We start from the raw sequence: 22,953 nt of genomic DNA, 5'->3' as shown, positions 1-22,953 counted from the left end.
TTTTTCAAAAATATCCTACACTTCAGTTAGTAATATCCCTTATTAATGAGGCAAAGCAATGCGTAAATTATCTGTAGGTTTATTAACTGTCATGGCGGTCATGATGTCGTCAATGGGTTCTGCGAATGCAAGTAACTACCCTTGTTCAGGCGCTAAAGGCGGAATTGCTCGTTGTGATAGCGGGCAATTTATCTGTAATGACGGAACAACCAGTCGTTCAGAGCAAGTCTGTACAAATGAGCTAAAAAACTCAATCAATAAAAGTGCAGGTATTGGGGCGGGTGTGGCAAAGCAGTCCAGCAAACCATCTGCGGTAGATTCTATCAAAGAGACAGGTGACAACATGAGTAAAACTGCAAAAGATAAAGCATCAAAAGCAACTGATAAGGCAAAAGCTGCTGAGAAAGAAACATCGAAAGCGGTGAAAGATAAGGCAAAAGCAACAGAGAAAGAGACCTCTAAAGCTGTAAAAGAGAAAGCGGATAAAGCCAAAGCTGCTGACAAAGAAACCTCTAAAGCCGTAAAAGAGAAAGCAGATAAAGCTAAAGCTGCCGATAAAGAATCTGCAAAAGCAGTGAAAGAAAAAGCAGATAAAGCCAAGGCTAAAGAGAAGGAAACCTCTAAATCGGTGAAGGAAAAAACCGACAAAGCTAAAGCGGTAGAGAAAGACAAAACCAAAGCAGCAAAAGAGAAAGCAGACAAAGCAAAAGCGGATAAAGCAAAAGCCGACAAAGCTAAAGCTGCAGCAAAAACAACCGCAAAAGTGTCTAAAGGCAAACCAACTAAAGGTAAAGTGAGCTGATCATTTTCTCGTAGTGCCTTATCGTTATCATTTAAATGCCGTTTATTAAAACGGCATTTTTTATTGCTGTGTGTAAAGATATGTTATTTTATGACTTTTTCCTGTTAATGGGCTTGAAATGGTGTGAAAAAACCTTATTTATGAAGTAAATTTGTCGTGATGTTTGTTTTGACCAAGGAACCTATAAAAAATGATGAGAATTGCTTTATTCTTGCTCACAAACTTAGCTGTTATGTTTGTGTTCGGGATTATTTTAAGTTTAACCGGGATACGTGGAAGTAGTGCTCAAGGTCTGCTGATCATGGCGGCATTGTTTGGTTTTGGTGGTGCATTTGTGTCGCTGCTCATGTCCAAATGGATGGCGCTGAAGTCCGTTGGTGGGGAAGTTATCGAGCATCCACGTAATGAGATGGAACAGTGGTTAGTTAACACTGTTAGCCGTCAGTCCCAGCAAGTCGGTATCAAAATGCCACAAGTGGCAATTTACCATGCACCGGATATCAACGCATTTGCAACGGGCGCACGCCGTGATGCTTCTTTGGTTGCGGTAAGTACGGGTTTATTGGAAAACATGAGCCGTGATGAAGCTGAAGCAGTTATTGCCCATGAAATCAGCCATGTCGCTAACGGTGATATGGTTACCATGACCTTATTGCAAGGTGTTGTGAATACCTTCGTTATCTTTATTTCACGTATTTTGGCGCAAGTTGCGGCTGGCTTTATGTCAAACAACAATGACAATGAAAGTGAAAGCAGCAATGGTAACCCAATGGTTTATTTTGCCGTTTCGATGGTATTAGAAATCGTGTTTGGTATTTTAGCGAGTATCATTACGATGTGGTTCTCTCGTTACCGTGAGTTCCACGCGGATGCAGGCTCTGCCAAATTAGTCGGTAGAGAGAAAATGATCGCTGCACTGCAACGCCTGAAAACAAGCTATGAGCCGCAAGAAGAAGGGCGTTTGATGGCATTTTGTATCAATGGTCGTGGTAAAGCATTTAGCGAATTGTTTTTATCTCACCCACCATTAGATAAACGTATTGAAGCATTACGTTCAGGCCAGTATCTGAAATAGCCTACGATGTTAATACGATAAAATGAAAGGGAAACATCATGTTTCCCTTTTTTATTTACTCATCCTACCACTATCCCCGCCGTATTCGATTTATCATTTTATCTAACTATTTCAGCGAATAGTGCCAGTAAAGCAGTGTGCTAGTAAAAGAAAAGTGACAGGTATTTTATGCTGAAGAGAGTTAAATAAATATACTGAAAGAAAACGGCACTCAGATTGAATCGAATTAAACCTTCAGTTTAAAAATTACGACTATTTTATAGGTATTGACGCTTATTTATTGAGTAAATGTTGAGTAAATAGGCTAAATACTCCTTTGGGGTTATTTAAATCTAAATAAAGTTAGAAAGATATATACGCGTTATTGGCGTTAAATCATGTGAATAAAAAAATAAATACCACGTGTAATATTGCATATTTACGGTTAGCTAAAATTAATAGCCTGCCATTAATTTCTGAAGATTATTTACCATAATTAATATATTTATTTTATATATTTTTATAATTGCTTTCTGTAACTATTACTTTTTGAAAAAATCAAAAAATAGAGCATATTTATGCATTAATAATTATTTGTAATTTATTAATCTGTTATGTTATGGTGCGAAAGTATCCTTTTCAATCAAAGTAAGTATCGAATTATCATAGGGTTTCTTCTCCTTGGGTTAAATCTGGCTTTACTCATCATTGTTGTATATGCATAAAATGTGCATAGATAGCGCTATGTTTTGCGCGTCAAATTGAATATGACGATAATATTATCGGCTATGAGTAATAAACATTTCATTTTGTTTGGAATAAAAATCTTATCGCGTGGGAGCCAATTTTCTCAGTGAAATATCTCGCCATAAAATAATAGGAACTCAACATGCACAATGAATTTTTAGTACACGAAGCAGAGATGCTGGATTTATTAAAGCAAGTGGTTAATACCGAATCCGGTTCATACGATAAAGAGGGTGTTGATAATCACGCTGCATTCTGGTGTGAACGTTACCAATCAATGGGCTTTGAGGTTGAGATAATCCCAAATGAAAAATTGGGTAATAACTATCGTCTTTATCACCCATCTACCACGCCTGAAATTTTGATTTTGCTGCATCTTGATACTGTATTTCCAAAAGGCACAGTAGCGGAAAGACCATTTAGCATTGAGGGTGATAGAGCCTATGGTCCTGGTGTTATCGATATGAAAGGCAGCCATGTCATGGTGCATCAGGTGATCAAACAGCTTTATGCCACCAACGATGAACGCTACAAAAAAATTGAAGTGCTGCTGAACTGCGACGAAGAGATAGGCTCTATTTCGTCACGTCCGGTCATCGAGGAATGTGCGAAAGGCAAACGTTACGCGTTAGTGATGGAGCCTGCGCGCGCGAATGGTGCCATTGTCAGCGCTCGTCGCGGTGTGGGAACCTATGTTCTGACCATTCAAGGGAAAGCGTCTCACTCTGGTATTGCTCCTGAGGCAGGGATCAGTGCTATCCAAGAACTTGCTTTCAAAATCCAAAGCTTACATGCACTTTCTCAGCACGATAAAGGGCTGTCAGTGAACGTGGGTCTGATTACTGGTGGAACATCCGTCAATACCATCGCTCCAAATGCGCGTGCAGAAATTGATGTGCGGATCTCTTCTGAGCAGCAAGGTATTGAAATCGACAAGAAAGTACGTGAAGTGTGTAGCCAGCCTGTGTTAAACGGCATTCAACTTTCATTGACTGGTGGGATCAACCGTCCACCAATGGCAAAAACAGCACAAAGCGCTGCGCTTATCGACATCATCAAACAAGAAGCTGACAAACTAGAAATCGCTCTGGAAGATGTCTCTACAGGTGGTGGTTCTGATGCCTCATTTACCGCTGGTGTGGGTACGCCAACGGTAGACGGTTTAGGTCCAATTGGTGGCTATCAACATAGTGATAAAGAGTACCTCGAAATTCCCTCTTTAACTGAGCGCGCTCAGCTATTTTTCAATGTGTTAAAACGCATTACGCAGTAATTATGACTAACAAAACAAATAATAATCCAACAGGATAAATCTATGGCAATAACATCAACAACACCACCACCACAAAAAAAGCGTTCTGATGGGATAAACCCGTATGTATTGCTCTTTTTCATCCTTGTCGCGGCAGCGGTTGCGACTTGGATCGTTCCTGCGGGGCAGTATGCCTCTGAAACGAAAGTTATCACAACTATCAAAGATGGTGTGGAAACCCAAGTTAAGAGCTCCTATACCATTCCGGGGAGTTATGAGCGTTTACCTGAACAGCATGGCGTTTTACCTGGACAGGTTTTCACGTCGATCGCTGACGGGCTAGTTAAAGCGGCTCCGATCATTTTCTTGATTATCTTTACTGGTGGCGCGTTACATCTGCTTGAAACAACGGGCGCAATCAACAAAGTTCTGAGTAATATTTCACGCAGTAAAAAGCTTAATGACTTTTTGTTGATCACTATCTTCTTTGTGGTGTTCTCAATTTTGGGTACCACTGGGATTGTGGTGAACTCGATAATTGCCTTCGTGCCAATAGGTTTATTGGTGGCGAAGTCAGTCGGAATGGATGACAAGTTTGGCGCAGCGATTGTCTATGTTGCGGCTTACTCCGGCTTTAACGCTTCGGTAATGGCACCGATGACCGTCGGGTTATCTCAAGGTTTAGCCGATGTTCCGCTGCTATCAGCATTTGGCTTCCGCACGGTGGTTTATATTAGCTTTGTGATCGCAGGGATTATCTTTTTAACTTTGTACGCGAAGAAAAGCCGTCGCCAAGGGATGGTGCGTCCAGAAGTTCAGATTGATGACAGCCAATTTGAGACCTCAAAAATCTCTTTACGTCACGTCATTACATTATCCTATGCCGCATTCTGTTTAATTGGCTTTATTTTCGGTGCCATTGAGTGGAGCTGGGGCGAGAAAGAGATGATGGCTATGTTTATCATCTTAGGCGTGGGGGTGGGCGTACTGAACAGGATGTCACCGAATGATATTGCAACCGGCTTCCTGAAAGGCTGTGCAGGTATGGTCGGCGGGGCATTTATTGTTGGCATGGCGCGTGCCATCGCAATTGTATTAGCGGATGGCATGATCTTAGACACCATCGTGAATTCGATTATTTCTCTGATGGATGGATTACCAAAAACATTATCTGCGCTTTCTATGTTCGGTACCGCTGCTATCATGCACTTCTTTATTTCGTCAGGTTCCGGTGAAGCGGCAGTTTTAGTGCCTATTTTCACCCCGATGGGCGATCTGTTAGAAATCACCCGTCAAACTACCGTTCAAACGGTATTAATGGGCGAGGGTGTTGTGAACTGTATTAACCCAACATCAGGTATTTTGATGGCGGTATTAGCGACATCGAAAATCCCATACACCAAGTGGCTGAAGTTTATCTGGCCGTTGGTATTAACTTGGGTCATTATTTCGATTATCTCGATTGTTTACGCAGTCATGACGAATTTAGGTCCAATTTAAGTTCGCCTATCACGTTATGTAGACAGACAGGGTATTTGTCAAAGCGCTACTCGAAAGAGTGGCGCTTTTTGTTTTTGGGTAATGAGTAGGCAGGATTTTAGGCAAAAAAAGCCCCCTTCATAGGGATCTGAAGGGGGAGCTAAATGAATAAAGAATGGTTTAATTCGAGATCAAAGATAAAGGATCCTAGTGAACGAAACTTAGGTTTTTGTGCACTTTAGTTCGCTGTTTTGAGTTAGCGCTTAGAATCGCATTTATCGCTAAAGCTCTTATTGGCGATAACCTGTCTTGATTTGTTCTAAAATGTTTTTGTAAGTCTCAGCTTGCTTCTCATCTTCCATCGAAGCGACTTCGCGTTGCATTTTGATCAGAATTTTACCCGCATCAGCCTGACCGATAGCTTTAAGCATATGAGTAACAAGATTTTTTAAACAAGTTACTTCGTCTGCTAATGCGTTTACGTCTGGCTCAGTTGGAAAATGGGTTTTCATTTAGGAATTCCTGTAAGAATAAAAAGTAATTTGCAGATTGTAGCATAGAAGAAATGATTCTGTCGCTTTTCAAACTGACATGAAAATTAAAGGGGTATAACTGTTTCTCTATGAAAAAATAGTGTGAACATGATAATTTTCAATCCTTTAAAGATGAATGGAGAATGTGATATTATTCACAAAAATGTACTAAAGGTTGTTCTTTACCTTAATTATCATCAACAGGATGTCGTAAACCATGTCCCAGGTTTCTCGAAGCACTGCATGGATCCGTGTATTGGCGCTTTCCGTTGCGGCTTTTGTCTTTAATACCACCGAATTTGTTCCCGTCGCATTACTGAGTGATATTGCTGAAAGTTTTGATATGACCGTTGCCCATACGGGGCTGATGATCACCATTTATGCGTGGGTTGTCGCGGTGATGTCTCTGCCATTAATGTTGATGACGGGGAAATTTGAGCGGCGAAAATTACTGGGAATTTTGTTTGTTGTCTTTATTCTCAGCCATATTCTATGTGGGATTGCGTGGAATTTTGAAGTGCTGATTATCGCACGTATTGGTATCGCATTATCTCACGCAGTTTTCTGGTCGATTACCGCATCATTGGCGATCCGCGTCGCGCCTGCGGGTAAAAAAGCGCAAGCATTGGGCTTGCTCGCAACGGGAACGGCACTGGCAACCGTGTTGGGATTACCGTTAGGGCGAGTGATTGGGCAATGGATGGGCTGGCGAGTAACATTTTTGTGTATCGGCGTACTTGCGTTATTAACCCTGATTGCGTTATTACGCTTTTTACCACGTTTACCGAGCGAACATTCCGGTTCATTAAAAAGCCTACCGGTTCTGTTTAAACGTCCCGCATTGATGGGTGTCTTTGTGTTAATCACCGTCGTCATTACGGCTCATTTTACTGCGTATAGCTATATTGAACCGTTTGTACGTGATATTGCCTTACAGAGCCAAAATTTTGCCACACTATTATTATTAATTTTTGGTGGGGCTGGTATTTTTGGTAGCGTCTTGTTTAGCCGCTACAGTAGCCGCTTTACGCTCTCATTCTTACCTGTATCGATGACCTTACTGACGCTTTGTTTAGTGTTATTTATGCCACTAAGTGGCGATGTTTGGACGTTGATTGGTACCTGTATATTCTGGGGTATGGCGATCATGTGTATTAGCCTTGGGATCCAAGTAAAAGTATTGGATTTAGCGCCAGATGCGACCGATGTCGCGATGTCGATTTTCTCTGGGTTATTTAATATTGGAATTGGTGCTGGGGCATTATTAGGGAACCAAGTGATTACCCATATGGGAATGACCAATATTGGGTATGTGGGGGCAATTATCAGCCTTTTAGCACTTGCTTGGTGTGTGTTTATCTATACCCGCTATCGCTCAGCTTTTGCAGAAAAACAGTCAACTGCTGCTAATTATTAAGCTAGATTTATTCATTTGGCACTGTACTAATTAAAGGTTAGTGCGGTGCTTTTTTGTGTGTTAAATTTCTGCCAAATTTTAGGCTAAAAAATAGAGAAAGGTGAACGATGAAAGGATTGAGCTTCTTATTAATGTCCATTATTGCGGAAGTGATTGCGACTACAACATTAAAAGCATCAGATGGTTTTAGCCGTTTTTGGCCCTCTTTAGTGGTTATTATTGGTTATGCAGTCTCTTTCTGGGGGCTTTCCCAAGTCGTGAAGGTGATGCCACTGGGGATTGCGTATGCTATTTGGTCAGGATTGGGAATTGTGTTGGTTTCTGTGGCGGCTATCTATATTTATAACCAAAAACTCGATTTACCCGCAATTATTGGTATGCTATTAATTATCATTGGTGTATTAGTCATCAACCTGTTTTCTAAAAGTGGTACCCATTAATGAGATTCAAAACATAGTGGGACTCAAAACAGCGCTGATACTATCGGAGAAAGAGAATGAAAAGGAAAGGTCAGGCGCTGTTAAAAACAGTCGTGGCAATGGGTTCAGCTACCGTATTATCCATTTTACTTTCAGCGTGCAGTAGCCCTGATAACAGTAAAATGACAAGAGCAGAAACGTCCGGTTCTCAATATGCTCAGCAAGTGGTGAATTTAGGTCCCGGTGCTCAAGAGGCATGTACTTCTGCTGGTGGGCTGCCTTCACTGAATTTAGAACTCAATGGTGAAAAGACCCCAGTTTGCCAATTTGCAAATGGGCGTCGTTGTGCCGTTTCGGCAATCCGTAGCGGGGCGTGTATCTAAGTATTTTTGTGAGCTAATGATTTGAATCGCCCATCAAGCACGGTTGATGGGCGAAAAAGAAAGGCTATTTTTTGCTTGGGAAGAAGAGGCTGATCGCAACGATGATGCCAACTAAGATGTAAGCTGCAAAAATACCGACTAACCACTGCGGCATGTCTAACCCTAAGAATGCCCACTGTCTAACCGCACAATCACCTGTCGCTTCAAACACAGAAGGTACCCATTCTTGAAGTGGTAACCAGTCTGGGAAATTAACAAAGAAATCACACGATGCAAACGGAGATGGGTATAGTTGCAGCATGGTATGTTCCCATGAAAGGTCTAATCCACGCCAACCCGCATACAGCCAAACCACAATCGCAATCACTTTAACGACGGTGCTTTTCGGTGCAATCGCTCCGATTAAACCGGCCGCAATAATTCCCATCAATGCAACGCGTTCATAGATACACATTACACAAGGTTGCAGTTTCATAATATGTTGGAAATACAGAGCGGCACATTCAAGCATAAAAGCAGTGAATGCCATAAGTAGCCAGGCTGACCGTCCTTGAGAACAGTAATTAAAAAATCTGAACATAATAAATTCCCTTCATCAATAATCGGCTTATTTTGCCTCTATCTGGGTGATAAAAAAAGCAGCAAAATCAGATTAGAATAAGATTAGCTTAGTTTTTACGTTTTATTACAAAAAAAAGCCGCATAAATATGCGGCTCAGACCATTTCCAAGCCCATCAGGTTTGGAAGTGGCTCTTTTGGGTTGTAATATTAACGAGGAAAATCAATTTATTGATTTTCGCCTGATAACACAAAGAGGGAAAAAACACGCTTTTATCCCTCTTTGTCATCAACCTCAGCCGCATAAATATGCGGCTTTAAATCCAGAATCTGAACAATCAATATTGATCAACGTGGAATAGAAATTAACCCTAAGCTTTCCATCCAATCAGTTAATGGGATAAGCCATAGCTCAACACCTAACAGACCGACGATTGTCATTACAACCGTAAATGGTAATGCCATCCACACCATTCGACCGTAAGACAGACGAATCAGCGGAGACAGTGCTGAGGTTAACAGGAACAAGAAGGCGGCTTGTCCATTTGGCGTTGCAACCGACGGTAAGTTTGTTCCGGTGTTAATGGCGACCGCTAAGTGCTGATATTGCTCGGCTGAAATTAAGCCTGCGTTAGCGGCTTTCAATGCTTCAGTAATATACACGGTACCGACAAACACGTTATCTGATACCGCAGAGAGCAACCCGTTAAACAGATAGAATAGGGACAGTTGCGATGATTCAGAGGATTGCAGTACATACTGAATAAATGGCGTAAATAGCTGCTGATCAATGATCACGGCGACAACGCTGAAAAAGACCGTCAGTAGGGCAGTAAACGGCAAGGCTTCTTCAAAGGCTTTCCCGAGTGCGTGTTCCTCAGTGATCCCACAGAATGTCGTGGCAAGAATGATTACGGACAGACCAATCAGACCCACTTCGGCAAGGTGAAATGCCAGCGCGAGAATTAGCCAAATACCGATAAGACCTTGAACGATAAGCTGTGCTTGCTCTTTTTTACTGCGTTTAGCACTCATTTTTTTATCGTGTTCGGTTAATACTTGGCGCACGGTATCGGGCAATTCAGCCCCGTACCCAAATACTTTGAACTTCTCAACGAGGAAGCAGACTACCAGCCCACATAAGAAAACGGGGATAGTGACAGGCGCCATCCGCAGATAGAAGGTAATAAAATCCCACTCAACATGTTTTGCGATGATCAGGTTTTGTGGTTCACCCACCATGGTCATTACGCCGCCAAGGGCAGTACCGATACCCGCATGCATCATTAGGCTACGTAAGAACGCACGGAACTGTTCCAGCGTCTGCTTTTTCTCAACCGTATCAATGAAGGAATCGTTTTGTAGATCCGTATTGCTAGGTTGGCTAGATGCATATTGATGGTAAATAGAGTAGAAACCAATAGAAACGCTAATGACCACAGCAATGACGGTTAAAGCATCTAAAAAAGCGGATAAAAACGCACTTGCTAAGCAAAATGACAACGCTAAAATTCGTTTAGAACGGACGTTTATTAACAGCTTCGTAAACACAAATAACAGAAGTTGCTTCATAAAGTAGATGCCAGCTACCATAAAGATCAGTAACAGAACTACTTCAAGGTTATTACTGATTTCATGAGAAATCTGTGCAGGAGAAGTCATACCAATTAGCACAGCTTCAATGGCTAATAGACCACCAGGTTGTAATGGGTAGCATTTTAGTGCCATCGCCAAGGTGAAAATAAATTCAATGACGAGTAACCAACCGGCGATAAACGGGTTAACAAAGTAGAAAACAATTGGGTTTATTATTAAGAACAAAATGATAGCAAGTTTGTACCAATCTGGAGAATTTCCCAAAAAATTCTTCAAGAATGCTCTTCTTAAACTAAAATCCATTATGATTTTTAATCCTCTTTAACTGGTGTTGTGTGACAGCGCGTTACATACTACTCTTATCTTTTATAGAATTTAAGCTTATTTGCTAATAGATAATCCATTAATTATATGGGGTTTTTACGATTCACCTACGGTTTATTGGAAAGCTAACTATCTCAGATTGTGACAATCTGGTATGCTTTCGCGTAGTCCGTCTAAAAATGTTTGGAATAATAAAAATATGGTTATTAAAGCTCAAAGTCCGGCAGGTTTTGCGGAAGAGTATATTATTGAGAGTATTTGGAACAATCGTTTTCCTCCAGGATCTATCTTACCCGCGGAGCGTGAGCTATCTGAATTAATCGGCGTAACCCGTACGACATTACGTGAAGTTTTACAGCGTTTAGCCCGTGACGGGTGGTTAACTATTCAACATGGTAAGCCAACCAAGGTCAATAACTACTGGGAAACGTCAGGATTAAATATTCTGGAAACGCTGGCAAAGCTTGATCACGACCGCGTGCCTCAGCTAATTGATAACTTATTGGCAGTACGTACTAATATCGCTGCTATTTTTATTCGTACAGCATTTCGTAATGATCCGGAAGCCTCATTAGAAGTGTTATCGGGTAAAGATAAGGTTGAAGACAATTCGGATGCATTTAGCGATTTGGATTACAATATTTTCCGTGGTCTGGCATTTGCATCAGGCAACCCAATCTACGGCTTAATTATTAATGGATTACGAGGGTTATACACCCGTGTTGGGCGTTATTATTTCTCTAACCCTGAAGCGCGTCGTTTAGCGTTAAGCTTTTATCAACAGCTAAGCAATTTATGTCGCGAGCAAGCTTATGACCGTATTATGGATTGCGTCAGAAACTATGGTAAAGATAGCGGGGTAATCTGGCACAATATGCAAAGCAATATGCCATCTGATCTCGCAAATAATATTTAATTCATTACTTCTTTTCCGATAAGAGCCAGTGCTTAGCGCTGGCTTTTTTATTGCTATTAGTCATATTCCAAATATTAATTTAGTAAGCAAGTGCAGGAGTCATCTATCGTAACGATGTTGTAATAATCGATTTCTTTGTTTGATAATTCTTTAACCACCCTATCTATAAAATCATCATCTGACAAATTTATAGAGTCATCATTTATTAGACAGTGGAAACCTACTTTTAATCTACTTGTGGTTGCTGGTAATGCATAAATTGGACATTCAGGTATGCGGGTTGTGCTAAAACAGACATTGTCTCCATCTATCTCAATACGTATTTTTCCTACAGGGTCACAAAGCACTGCTGCAAAACTCATATGAGCGAATAAAAACAAAATAGCACCTATCCCCATTAATCGTCCTACAGAAAAGATCTTTCTCATCATGTTGCTACCCCCTTTAATTAACTTTTTGAATTTATGTTGGATAGGAATATCAATCACTACAGATATTTCAGTTGAATAACCTAGATAATTATAACTTTTCAGTATTAAGTGAAGTGACCATGAAGTTAATTAAATTGGCACATAATATATTGCACTCAAATTAAAGCACAAAATATTGAATTTTATTTTTTTTTTAGAAGTGGTCTTTAAATTAATTGCATCTAATTCAATTGGATATATTTTTTCGAGGATTTTTAACCTGAAATAATAAGCTGCATTGCAAATTTAAAAGGCGCTTAATCAGCTTTATTGTCTTTTTTGTTAAAAATGTTAATCAACTGTATTGGAAAATAAAAACTAGAATATTATGCTAACAGTAATTCCATTTTGTTCTCTTGAGGGGTTCTATGAAAGTTCTCGTTTTAGGTGCTGGCGTTATTGGTGTTACCACTGCGTGGTATCTAGCACAAGAAGGGCATGAAGTTTGCGTCATTGATAGACAGCTTGATGTGGCTGAAGAAACCAGTGCAGGAAATGCTGGACAAATTTCTCCAGGATATGCAACCCCTTGGGGTGCGCCGGGGATACCTCTTAAAGCCGTAAAATGGATGTTTGAAAAACATGCTCCTTTAGCGATCAAACCCGACGGTAGCCTGTTCCAATTGCGTTGGATGTGGCAAATGCTGAAAAACTGCGACATGCAGCACTACACCATGAACAAAAGCCGTATGGTGCGAATCGCAGAATATAGTCGTGATTGTATACGCCAACTTAGAGCAGATACTGGTATTGGCTATGAAGGTCGCCAAGGCGGTACGTTACAGTTGTTTAGAACCGCAAAACAGTTTGATAATGCTGCCAATGATATTGCGGTTTTACAGCAAGAAGGTGTGCCATACGAATTACTGACCTCAGAACAGCTCATTACGGCTGAGCCTGCATTGGCTTTTGTAAAACATAAGCTGACAGGGGGGCTACGCTTACCAAACGATGAAACGGGGGATTGCCAGCAATTTACTAAAAAACTGGCAAAAATGGCGGAGCAAGCCGGGGTAACATTCCGTTTTGGTTGTCATGTGGAGCAAATTTTAACGGATGGTAAGCGCATTAGCGGCATTAAGGTCGACGGCGAGATTTTGCTGGCGGATCAATATGTCGTTGCCATGGGGTCATATTCCACACAGATATTGCAGCAATTGGTGAAAATTCCGGTTTACCCTCTGAAAGGTTACTCATTGACGATGCCAATCATCGATGAATCACGCGCCCCTGTTTCTACAGTGTTGGATGAAACTTACAAAATTGCAGTGACACGCTTTGATCAGCGTATTCGCGTCGGGGGAATGGCGGAAGTGGTTGGTTTTAATCTTGATGTACTGAAAAAACGTTGTGAAACCCTGAAAATGGTGGTGCAAGACCTTTACCAAGGTGGTGGCGATATTAGCCAAGCGCAATTTTGGACAGGATTGCGTCCAATGACACCAGACGGCACCCCTATTGTCGGACCGACAGAATTTAGCAATTTATATTTGAATACGGGACATGGAACCTTAGGTTGGACAATGGCTTGCGGCTCTGGCAAATTGTTGGCTGACTTAATTTCAGGGAATACGCCAGACATCGCGGCGGATGATTTATCGGTATTTAGGTATACCGATGGTTTTAATACGAAATTAGTCAGTACTGGTCATTTATCGCCTGCGCGTTAATTGAGCGACGCAAAATATCAATAATAAGGAATCGCAATGCCACGCCCAATTCGTGCTGTCATTCATCAACATAATTTAGAACATAATTTAGCAGTGATCCGCCAGAAAATTGGTCAAGCGAAGATCTGGTCAGTCATGAAAGCAGATGGTTATGGTCATGGTATTAAACGAATTTGGCGTGGACTAAAAGATTCTGATGGTTTTGCCGTTTTAGATCTCCATGAAGCCATTTTATTGCGAAATGAAGGGTGGAAGGGACCAATTTTATTATTGGAAGGTTTCTTCCAAGCCGATGATTTGGCCGTTATTGACCAGTATCAGTTAACAACCAGCGTACACAGTCGCTGGCAGTTAGCTGCCATTGAGCAAGTTCCACTAAGCAAACCTATTTCTGTGTATATTAAGCTCAATAGTGGAATGAATCGCCTAGGTTTTTCGGTAGATGAGTATGCGGATATTGTGTCTCAACTGAACCAAATGGAAAATGTCGCTGATGTGACACTAATGAGCCATTTTGCAAATTCAGATTTGGTAGAAGGAACACAAGTGCCGTTAGCGAAAATCCAGCAATTTTCACCGTTATCACTGCCGACTTGCATTGCAAATTCGGGGGCAGTTTTATGGCATAAAAATACTCATTATGATTGGGTTCGTGCTGGGATTGTGCTGTATGGTGCGTCTCCGAGTGGCAAATGGGGCGATATTGCTGAATATGGTTTAAAAGCGGTGATGACGTTACAATCTGAAATTATTGCAGTCCATGATATTGAAGCAGGTCAATCCATTGGTTACGGTAGCAGGTTTACGTCAGGAAAACCGATGCGTATCGCGACGGTCGCTTGTGGTTATGCTGATGGCTATCCTCGTCATGCGCCAACTGGAACGCCAGTTTGGTGTCATGGACAGCGTTGTGCGTTGTTAGGTGCTGTTTCTATGGATATGCTAACGATCGATATTAGTGACTGTCCTGAAGCGGCTATTGGCTCTCAAGTAGAGTTGTGGGGCGAGAACTTACCTGTTGATGATGTGGCACAGTCGGCGGGCACAATCGGTTACGAATTATTATGTGCGCTAGCACGTCGAGTACCTATTGATTTTTAATAAAAAAGCATCTCGATTCATTCACTTGGCATAGATTCTTTGTTGAGAAAGATAGACAATTAAGGGAATTTAGCTTTAAATGTGAACCATCTCATTAACGTGGGTGAAATTTCCCACGTTATTCATTGTTTATTGTTAACTTCATCTGAATAATTTGGGTTTAATTTAAAATGTCTAAAACAATCAAAATAACCTCACTTGCCATTGCGTTAAGTGCGGCTTCAAGTGCTGCGTTTGCTGGAACTTGGTCTGTTGGAGGCTCTGTATTAGCGCAAGCAACACCGTATAAAGGCATCAAAACGAGCGACTATATTTCGCCTGTTCCCGTTGTAAATTATGAAAGTGAAAATTTTTACTTCCGTACTTTGGCTGTAGGTTATTACCTATGGAATGATAAAGTTGACCAGTTGTCTTTAGATGCATACTACTACCCACATTTCTTTAAACCAAAAGATAATGATGATGCTGACATGCGTAAGCTGGATCGTCGTCGCGATACTGTGATGGGTGGCTTTACTTACCGTCATAATGCTGACTGGGGTACATTGCGTTTCAATGGCTCTCTCGACATGTTATGGGAAAGCGAAGGGATGCGTGCAGAAGCAGCTTACCTGTATGCATTTAAAGGTGATAACTGGTCTTTAACGCCAGGTGTAGGTATCAAGTGGGATAGCGCGAAACTGAACCGTTATGAGTTCGGTGTGACATCCAAAGAATCTGCCAACAGCGGATTAAAGCGTTATGAACCAAACTCAAGCTGGACACCGTATGTGGAGCTGTCAGCTAATTACAAAATGACAGACAGCTGGTCTCTGTTTGCACTGGGCCGTGTTGATAAACTGTCTAGTGAAGTAAAAGACAGCCCAATGGTCAATAAATCTTATTCGGCGATTATGTGGAGCGGTGTGACTTACACCTTCTAATTCATACACTGGAATAGAATAAAAAACCCCAAAATGGCTAGGCTGTTTTGGGGTTTTATTTTTGCATTTATTCTTACACTTATTTTACGTTTGGTTTTATGTTTATTGTTCTTGCTGTGGCTGCGGTTTATTTTCGCGGCATACCATCACGAGAGAAAGGCGAGAAGGGTTTTGCGCTTCGGATTTCATTGGCATATGAATGCGAGCTGTTTCTACACAAACCATCTGTTTGTAACCATTATTAGGCATATCCTGCATGCTACACGATAATTCTGCCCAAGGGTTCCAGCACACCACATCACTGTGATGATAATGATGTAACTCAATGGTGCGATTCCAGCCATCATCACGCAATAAGCTGTATTCTTCCGGCTCGGTATATATGCGGTCAGTGTGCTTATTAAATTTCAGCGGCTCTGAAATATAGGCTTCTCTGTCAGCCACTTTATCAATGTAATGTCCACCAAGACCATAAACGGTGGCTTTCTGGATATCACTGATATTGAAATAGCTGTGTAATGCAGCGGTAGCCTCGAAGTCACCATAACTTTCTAACTCAAGCTCGCAGGTTTCCCCGAGCTTCATACGTAAAATCAGCGTGAACTCATGAGGCCATAATTTGCGGGTGTATTCGTTGTCCGTCAGGGTAAAGGTGAGGATCACACCACAATCATGCTCATTATGAGCCGTAAATTGCCAAGGTAAAATACGGGCGAATCCGTGACTAGGGCTGTTTACAGGACCAAACCATGGCCAGCAAATAGGAATACCACCACGAATGGCAACCCCTTCTTTAAATGCACTTTCGGGACTTAGCCAAAGACAGGGTTTTTGACCTGCGGGTTGCCAGTCAATTAAGTGGGCACCTTGCAAGCTCACGGCACCACGCACTTTTGGATGCGAAATGACGATCAGTGGTAAATCCCCAAGTTGACGTTGGGTAATGTAAGGGGAAATTTGTTTGATAACAGGTAAAGCAAAAATTTTATCATGCATTGTCTTGCGCCTGTGGTTGTTGGTCCATCATCACGACCTAAATCAGCGACTATAAATAGAGCAGCGCCTATAAATAGGGCAGTAACTAGAAATAACAATATAACAAACTCACGATACTGCAAGCGGCATTGAATGAAGCGGGGGACGCAGCTTGGAGTATATTGAGCTGGGCTTTAATTTTGAATGTATGAAAGATACAAAAGAGCCGCCAAAAGGCGGCTCAGTCACACTGATTACTTAACAACGCTTATTTAGAGATGTGAGCGATCAGGTCTAGAACTTTGTTAGAGTAGCCAGTTTCGTTGTCATACCAAGAAACCAGTTTCACAAAGTTATCGTTCAGAGCGATACCTGCTTTAGCATCAAATACTGAAGTCAGTTTTTCGCCGTTGAAATCGGTAGATACAACGTCGTCTTCAGTGTAACCCAGAACGCCTTTCAGTTCGCCTTCTGCAGCTTCTTTAATAGCGTCGCAGATTTGTGCGTAAGTTGCTGGTTTCGCCAGACGTGCAGTCAGGTCAACAACAGAAACGTTAGGAGTTGGAACACGGAAAGACATACCAGTCAGTTTACCGTTCAGCTCAGGAATAACTTTACCTACAGCTTTAGCAGCACCAGTTGAAGATGGGATGATGTTCTGAGAAGCACCACGACCACCACGCCAGTCTTTGTGAGATGGACCATCAACAGTTTTTTGAGTTGCTGTGGTTGCGTGAACAGTGGTCATCAGACCTTCAACGATACCAAATTTGTCGTTGATAACTTTAGCCAGTGGAGCTAAGCAGTTAGTTGTGCAAGATGCGTTAGAAACGATTTCTTGGCCTGCGTAAGCTTTGTGGTTAACGCCCATAACGAACATTGGAGTGTCATCTTTAGAAGGACCAGTTAACACAACTTTCTTCGCGCCTGCTTGGATGTGTTTACGAGCAGTCTCGTCAGTCAGGAAGATACCTGTTGCTTCAGCAACAACATCAACACCGACTTCGTTCCATTTCAGGTTCGCAGGATCTTTCTCTGCTGTAACACGGATTTTTTTACCGTTAACAACTAAGTGACCATCTTTAACTTCAACAGTACCGTTGAAACGACCGTGAGTTGAGTCGTATTTCAACATGTATGCCATGTACTCTGCATCGAGTAGGTCGTTGATAGCAACGATTTCGATGTCAGAACGCTCTTGTGCAGCACGGAAAACGATACGGCCGATACGACCAAAACCATTAATACCTACTTTGATAGTCATAGTATTTCCACCAGCTATTTTATTTCGTGAATTAAGATGTACTTAAAGTTACCAAAACCTTGCCAGCCGTCAAGCGGAATCGTGTCAATTATTGAAAAAAATCAATTCTGATACCACTATCTGCATATTTGTCAGTCACTTCAGCAGCAAATACAGCCGCACGTATTATCGGGATTGTTCAGCATAATGAAACCATCCATCAGTGATATATGTGAGGCTCATCACAAATCAAACCGTAAAGTTCTAACCTTAATAGTCTAGAATAGTTTTCCACTGAGCGTTGTTAAGTTTTTGTTGCTTGAAATGGATGCAAAATCGCTTTAATGCGCATCTTTTTGAAAAAAAGTAGGTAATCAATGTCGAATAAAGATAAGCAAGCTATTGATTTATCAAAGCTTAACCAAGTCCAGCTGCATGTTACACAACACGCTGGCACAGAGCCCCCGTTTAGCGGCCAATTATTGCATAACCGTAAAGATGGCGTGTATGAATGCCTCTGTTGTGGAACCCCTTTATTCCTTTCTGAGACCAAATTTGATGCAGGCTGCGGATGGCCGAGTTTCTTTCAACCGATTGATGAAAGTTTGATAAAATTTATCGAAGATTTTTCTCACGGTATGCATCGAATAGAAGTGCGTTGTGGTAATTGCAATGCGCATCTTGGGCATGTATTTCCTGATGGCCCACAACCAACAGGACAGCGTTACTGCATAAATTCAGCATCGCTAAGTTTTACGGATGACCAAACGGGTGAAAAGACCCTAGGATAACGTGCTGAAGCTTGCTGAAGTGTCAAAATACATTTGGCAATAACGATTCAGCTAGTTATTCAAAATACACTATAGATATAACACCGCAAGAATAATTATCGAGATTGCCACTAGATTGATGTGATGAGGCGTAACGTGAGCGTAGAAATGGATGCACAACAAATAGATCAATTACTGTCTGTCATGACCCCTGAAATTTACCAGCGTTTAGTGACTGCAGTGGAGTTAGGTAAATGGCCAGATGGTGTGGCATTAACGCCAGAGCAGAAAGAAAATACTTTGCAGATGGTGATGCTATGGCAGTCACGCCATAACCATGATGCGGAACACATGACGGTCGGTACTGACGGTCAAATTACCATGAAGAGCAAGCAAGAGTTAAAAGCGCTTTTCCAAGGGGATAGACTTGCGACATTGAAACCGCAGGATAACGACTAAGTCAGTATATCGCCCCGTCAGCTAACGGGGCGAATTTCAAACCTATATCATGGCTAGTTACTACAGCATTCTAGCGGGATGATGTGATTAGACTAGCCCCCGCACTCTGCATTTCCGCTAAAGCCTTCTGGCTATCTTCAGGGGCTAAATTAACGCCACGGCACCCATCCGTTAGCACATCAACACGATAGCCCAGCCTCAGTGCGTCCAGTACAGTAAACTTCACACAATAGTCCGTCGCAATGCCCATAATCATTAAATGGCTGATTTGTTGTTGCTGAAGCCATGTATGCAGCTCTGTTTGACTGACTCTGTCATTATCAAAAAAGGCACTGTAGCTATCGACTTGCGGATTTTCACCTTTAGTAAATACCTTTTGAATAGCTTGGTGATTAAGCTCTGGATGAAAATCAGCGCCATGGGAGCCTTGCACGCAGTGAACTGGCCACCAAACCTGTGGCAATCCATTAAGTTCACCAAGGGCACCAATAGGCTGGCCAGAGTTCACGGCAAAACTGAGATGGTTTTCTGGATGCCAATCTTGGCTGGCGATCACAGTGATACCCTGTTTTTGGCATTGCTCAATAACTTGGTTAGCGGTTTCAATAACCTGTTCGCTTTGTTTTACAGCGAGAGCACCACCAGTACAAAAATCATTTTGTAAGTCTACTAACAGTAATGCTGATTTCATCTTTCTTCTCAGTAGGTTATAGCTTATTCATCAGCGTAGCTTAATTCACCACGCAGGTTATTTTGCATTAATTCTCGAATAAGCTCAGAGGTATAATCTTGGCTTAGTAAGTAATGTAATTTACTCAATGCGGCTTCAAAAGTCATATCAAAACCACTGATCACTCCAGATTCTGCTAATGCATGTCCTGTGGCGTAACCTTCCATATTTACACGCCCAGAAATACATTGGGTGAGGTTGACGACAATAATGCCGCGAGAAGTTGCTTCACGAAGGATGCGTAAAAGCTCGGGTTGCTGAGGAGCATTACCGACACCGTAAGAGCGCAAGATTAGCGCTTTAACCGGTTGTTGAAGAATATTTCTTACGATTTCAATGGATAATCCAGGGTAGAGCGTGACAACTCCAATAGGTTGCGGGGTAATGCGATGAGTTTTTAATTCCCCAATGCCAATCGGTGCAGGGCAGGCATTGAATGTACGGATATGAATACCGGCTTCCATCAGTGGAGAGCAGTTTGGCGAAGTGAACGCTTCGAAACCATCAGCATGCGCTTTTACTGTGCGGTTACCGCGATACAGTTTGTTATTGAAGAATAATCCCACTTCGTTGATCGGGTAGTTTGCCGCTAAATAAAGCGCATTAAGCAGGTTGGTTTGCCCGTCGGAACGTAGGGCTTCCAGTGGTATTTGTGACCCTGTCACAATAATGGGCTTCTTCAAGTTTTCAAACATAAAGGAGAGCGCAGAAGCGGTAAATGCCATGGTATCAGTGCCATGTAGGATCACAAAACCATCATATTTATCGTAATTTTCACTGATGTCATCGGCGATATTTTGCCAATCTTCCGGTGTAATGTCCGAAGAGTCGATTAATGGCTGGTGTTCACGAATCGTAAATGTTGGCATTTCAGGGCGATGAAACTCAGGCATTTGGGCTAATTGTGCCTGTAGGTGACCAGAAACAGGAATATAGCCTTGAGGAGAATGGCGCATGCCGATGGTGCCACCCGTATAAACGACATAAATCGATTTCTTCTGCATTTTGTTACCTAACGATGACAGACGAAGTTCTGTATGAATAAGAAATTCTGTGTGTGAATAATTTGGATTATAAGGATTTTGGCTTATTTGCTGGAGATAATCTATGGATAAAACAAGATATTGCAGATTGTTGTGATGGAAACTTCAGTTTACGCCAGCGTCATTCACCGCGAATGGCAGCCCCTCTAAGATTAACTTGAGAGGGGAGCCATGGGTGGAAATGAATAATTAGTTAATTTCAGCGCAGTTTAAGCAAAATGCGTAACGGTTTTGCGGGTCGTTCATTTTTAAGAAAAACTGAGCTTGGCGGCGAATATCAGTAGCGACCGCTGGTGGTAGGAATGTTTGCAATGCATCAGGCATCATGACTTGAACGTTGCTTGTCAGTTCAAGGATCAACTGATCCATAAAGGAAAGTTCAGGTTGCATCCAATCCAGCTCGACAGATTTTACTTTCGCTAATTCAGCGGCTTTTGCAACGGCATCATCGAAATCACCGAGTTCATCAACTAGACCAATCTTCAGCGCATCCTTACCAATCCAAACGCGACCTTGGGCAATTTTATCGATTTCTTCTGGTGTTTTATGGCGAGATTGAGCGACTAAGCCAATAAAGGTTTGGTAGCCATTTTCGATGGTGATTTGCATCATATCGGAAAATTGAGGACTGACCCCCTTAGTGACAGAAACGCCCGCTAATGGTGAAGTCGAAACACCGTCAGTATAAACGCCAATGGATTCTAATGAGTTTTCAAAGGTATTGATCACACCGAAGATACCGATAGAACCTGTTAAGGTGCTTGGGCTTGCAATGATGTAGTCAGCTGGTGTTGAGATCCAGTAACCGCCTGATGCGGCCATACCACCCATTGATACGACGACAGGTTTCTTCGCTGCGCGGGCTGCGGCTAATTCACTGCGGATCAAGTCAGAAGCGCTGACACTTCCACCAGGGCTATTAACACGTAATACGATGGCTTTAATATTTTCATTTAAACGGGCATCACGGATTTGAGCTGCTAGGGTTTCGCCACCAGCAATACCGGGAGTTTGCGGACCATCCATGATGGCACCTTGTACTACGATGACTGCAATATTGCCGTCGCTGTTGCTGGTATCGGCAATTTTAGTGGAGTAATCATAGATGCTAATGCCATTGAATGTTTTATCTTCTTTATTCCAACCAAACTGATTAGAGAACACATTTTCGGCTTGTTCGCGGGTGTAGATCTTATCCACTAATTTTTGCTGTAAAGCATATTGCGCAGTATCACCTTTGGCTGCGCGAAGTTGTGCAATGAGTTTATCCGCTCCCGGGAAGATTTGCTCTGCTTTAGATTGGCGATTCTCTGCGATAGAGCCTAAATAGTTATCCCACAAGGTATTTAACCAAAGCAGGTTAGCTTCACGGGCTTCAGGTGACATATTATCACGCATCATCGGTTCAACCGCAGATTTGTAGGTACCAACGCGGAAAATATGGGTGCTTACCTTGAGTTTTTCTAATAACGATTTGTAATACAGGGTATCCGTTGAGAAACCGTAAATACCCACGGCGCCATGGGGTGCAAGATAAATTTCATCTGCAAAGCTCGCTAAATAATATTGAGCTTGTGTATAGCTATCGCCCATGGCATAGACTGATTTCCCAGAGGCTTTAAACTCTTCAATCGCTTTACCGATGTATGCCAGGGAGGGTTGATCTGCGCCCACCAGATTATCTAAACGTAGTATTAGACCTGTAATGCGGTCATCGTCAGCGGCGGTACGAATGGTATCGACGATATCGAATAGCGAGTTTTCCTGCATTAAGTTATTGGAGGTACCTAGTAATTCGCGACTCATACGTCCGAAAGGATCTGGGGAAGAGACTTGGTCAACAACAATCCCTTGTAGATCAACAACCAGTGCACCAAAATAGTTTTTTTCTGGCTCGCTGTCGGATTGCAAGAGAGAATAACCGCCAATCACTAAAAATAACAACACGAAGAAAATTGCGTTGAAAACAAATTGTCGAATGAAATTAATGACTCGCCAGCTAAACTTAAAAACAGTGGCGAAAATATCCCAGAGTTGTCGCATTTTTTCTCCAGTGTGAGGATATCAATCAAGATGGCGGCATAAGAT

General features: G+C 42.0%; 22 protein-coding genes. 13 read left to right on the top strand and 9 right to left on the bottom strand.

Annotated features, from left to right (window positions below; genetic code table 11):
• Positions 1–58: 58 nt before the first annotated feature.
• The 4 genes from M5X66_RS08995 to M5X66_RS08980 all read left to right on the top strand — a co-directional run bounded on the left by M5X66_RS08995 (position 59) and on the right by M5X66_RS08980 (position 5,355).
• On the top strand, positions 59–802 hold the full coding sequence (locus M5X66_RS08995; protein WP_270103436.1) for a cell envelope biogenesis protein TolA: 744 nt from the start codon (positions 59–61) through the stop codon (positions 800–802).
• Between the two features lie 190 nt (positions 803–992).
• Complete coding sequence (htpX, locus tag M5X66_RS08990; protein ID WP_036954871.1) at positions 993–1,877, top strand: protease HtpX; 885 nt, start codon at positions 993–995, stop codon at positions 1,875–1,877.
• Between the two features lie 868 nt (positions 1,878–2,745).
• Positions 2,746–3,876 carry a M20 family metallopeptidase gene (locus M5X66_RS08985; protein WP_036954874.1) on the top strand — a complete coding sequence of 377 codons (1,131 nt, stop codon included), beginning with the start codon at positions 2,746–2,748 and terminating at the stop codon, positions 3,874–3,876.
• Between the two features lie 42 nt (positions 3,877–3,918).
• On the top strand, positions 3,919–5,355 hold the full coding sequence (locus M5X66_RS08980) for a YfcC family protein (RefSeq protein WP_036954877.1): 1,437 nt from the start codon (positions 3,919–3,921) through the stop codon (positions 5,353–5,355).
• 269 nt (positions 5,356–5,624) lie between these two features.
• Here M5X66_RS08980 and M5X66_RS08975 read toward each other — a convergent pair whose 3' ends face one another.
• Positions 5,625–5,846 (bottom strand): DUF2594 family protein, encoded by a 222-nt coding sequence (locus tag M5X66_RS08975; protein WP_036954881.1) that lies wholly within the window; start codon positions 5,844–5,846, stop codon positions 5,625–5,627.
• A 238-nt stretch (positions 5,847–6,084) separates the two neighbouring features.
• Between M5X66_RS08975 and M5X66_RS08970 the strand changes: the two genes are divergently transcribed.
• The 3 genes from M5X66_RS08970 to M5X66_RS08960 all read left to right on the top strand — a co-directional run bounded on the left by M5X66_RS08970 (position 6,085) and on the right by M5X66_RS08960 (position 8,086).
• Complete coding sequence (locus tag M5X66_RS08970; protein ID WP_036954884.1) at positions 6,085–7,284, top strand: sugar transporter; 1,200 nt, start codon at positions 6,085–6,087, stop codon at positions 7,282–7,284.
• A gap of 107 nt (positions 7,285–7,391) precedes the next feature.
• Positions 7,392–7,724 carry a DMT family transporter gene (locus M5X66_RS08965; RefSeq protein ID WP_108478060.1) on the top strand — a complete coding sequence of 111 codons (333 nt, stop codon included), beginning with the start codon at positions 7,392–7,394 and terminating at the stop codon, positions 7,722–7,724.
• Positions 7,725–7,780: 56 nt separating this feature from the next.
• Positions 7,781–8,086 carry a DUF333 domain-containing protein gene (locus M5X66_RS08960; RefSeq protein WP_036954891.1) on the top strand — a complete coding sequence of 102 codons (306 nt, stop codon included), beginning with the start codon at positions 7,781–7,783 and terminating at the stop codon, positions 8,084–8,086.
• A 64-nt stretch (positions 8,087–8,150) separates the two neighbouring features.
• Here the strand turns inward: M5X66_RS08960 and dsbB are convergent, their stop codons facing one another.
• Both dsbB and nhaB read right to left on the bottom strand, forming a co-directional pair.
• The gene (gene dsbB / locus M5X66_RS08955) at positions 8,151–8,615 is read right to left on the bottom strand and encodes a disulfide bond formation protein DsbB (RefSeq protein WP_230082526.1); all 465 of its coding nucleotides are present in this window, start codon (positions 8,613–8,615) and stop codon (positions 8,151–8,153) included.
• 378 nt (positions 8,616–8,993) lie between these two features.
• On the bottom strand, positions 8,994–10,544 hold the full coding sequence (nhaB, locus tag M5X66_RS08950) for a sodium/proton antiporter NhaB (protein WP_036956457.1): 1,551 nt from the start codon (positions 10,542–10,544) through the stop codon (positions 8,994–8,996).
• A 220-nt stretch (positions 10,545–10,764) separates the two neighbouring features.
• Between nhaB and fadR the strand changes: the two genes are divergently transcribed.
• Complete coding sequence (gene fadR / locus M5X66_RS08945) at positions 10,765–11,481, top strand: fatty acid metabolism transcriptional regulator FadR (RefSeq protein WP_036956460.1); 717 nt, start codon at positions 10,765–10,767, stop codon at positions 11,479–11,481.
• Positions 11,482–11,555: 74 nt separating this feature from the next.
• On the opposite strand, the gene M5X66_RS08940 is transcribed toward fadR, so the two are convergent.
• Complete coding sequence (locus M5X66_RS08940) at positions 11,556–11,912, bottom strand: hypothetical protein (RefSeq protein WP_036956463.1); 357 nt, start codon at positions 11,910–11,912, stop codon at positions 11,556–11,558.
• A gap of 407 nt (positions 11,913–12,319) precedes the next feature.
• Here M5X66_RS08940 and M5X66_RS08935 point away from each other — a divergent pair, with 407 nt between their 5' ends.
• The 3 genes from M5X66_RS08935 (at position 12,320) to M5X66_RS08925 (ending at position 15,645) form a co-directional block, all read left to right on the top strand.
• The gene (locus M5X66_RS08935; protein WP_154599218.1) at positions 12,320–13,621 is read left to right on the top strand and encodes a D-amino acid dehydrogenase; all 1,302 of its coding nucleotides are present in this window, start codon (positions 12,320–12,322) and stop codon (positions 13,619–13,621) included.
• Between the two features lie 36 nt (positions 13,622–13,657).
• Positions 13,658–14,722, top strand: coding sequence for an alanine racemase (gene alr, locus M5X66_RS08930; RefSeq protein ID WP_270103435.1), 1,065 nt, complete (start codon positions 13,658–13,660; stop codon positions 14,720–14,722).
• A gap of 170 nt (positions 14,723–14,892) precedes the next feature.
• Entirely contained in the window at positions 14,893–15,645 is a 753-nt protein-coding gene (locus M5X66_RS08925; RefSeq protein ID WP_036956469.1) for a MipA/OmpV family protein, read from the top strand.
• Positions 15,646–15,747: 102 nt separating this feature from the next.
• Here M5X66_RS08925 and M5X66_RS08920 read toward each other — a convergent pair whose 3' ends face one another.
• Positions 15,748–16,641 carry a D-hexose-6-phosphate mutarotase gene (locus M5X66_RS08920; RefSeq protein WP_036956471.1) on the bottom strand — a complete coding sequence of 298 codons (894 nt, stop codon included), beginning with the start codon at positions 16,639–16,641 and terminating at the stop codon, positions 15,748–15,750.
• Positions 16,642–16,888: 247 nt separating this feature from the next.
• On the bottom strand, positions 16,889–17,884 hold the full coding sequence (gene gapA, locus M5X66_RS08915) for a glyceraldehyde-3-phosphate dehydrogenase (protein ID WP_006658762.1): 996 nt from the start codon (positions 17,882–17,884) through the stop codon (positions 16,889–16,891).
• 356 nt (positions 17,885–18,240) lie between these two features.
• Here gapA and msrB point away from each other — a divergent pair, with 356 nt between their 5' ends.
• The gene (gene msrB / locus M5X66_RS08910) at positions 18,241–18,654 is read left to right on the top strand and encodes a peptide-methionine (R)-S-oxide reductase MsrB (protein ID WP_036956472.1); all 414 of its coding nucleotides are present in this window, start codon (positions 18,241–18,243) and stop codon (positions 18,652–18,654) included.
• A gap of 147 nt (positions 18,655–18,801) precedes the next feature.
• A complete protein-coding gene (locus tag M5X66_RS08905; RefSeq protein WP_187129838.1) occupies positions 18,802–19,092 on the top strand; it encodes a YeaC family protein in 291 nt (96 codons plus the stop codon).
• A 70-nt stretch (positions 19,093–19,162) separates the two neighbouring features.
• Here M5X66_RS08905 and pncA read toward each other — a convergent pair whose 3' ends face one another.
• From pncA to sppA, 3 genes are all read right to left on the bottom strand, one after another.
• Complete coding sequence (gene pncA / locus M5X66_RS08900) at positions 19,163–19,783, bottom strand: bifunctional nicotinamidase/pyrazinamidase (RefSeq protein ID WP_108478065.1); 621 nt, start codon at positions 19,781–19,783, stop codon at positions 19,163–19,165.
• A 23-nt stretch (positions 19,784–19,806) separates the two neighbouring features.
• A complete protein-coding gene (gene ansA / locus M5X66_RS08895) occupies positions 19,807–20,826 on the bottom strand; it encodes an asparaginase (protein ID WP_036956478.1) in 1,020 nt (339 codons plus the stop codon).
• A 228-nt stretch (positions 20,827–21,054) separates the two neighbouring features.
• A complete protein-coding gene (gene sppA, locus M5X66_RS08890) occupies positions 21,055–22,908 on the bottom strand; it encodes a signal peptide peptidase SppA (RefSeq protein ID WP_270103434.1) in 1,854 nt (617 codons plus the stop codon).
• Between the last annotated feature and the right edge of the window lie 45 nt (positions 22,909–22,953).

It is taken from the genome of Providencia sp. PROV188 (genome assembly GCF_027595165.1).
GTDB classification, from domain to species: domain Bacteria; phylum Pseudomonadota; class Gammaproteobacteria; order Enterobacterales; family Enterobacteriaceae; genus Providencia; species Providencia lanzhouensis.
This window is presented reverse-complemented; position numbering and strand designations above follow the sequence as displayed.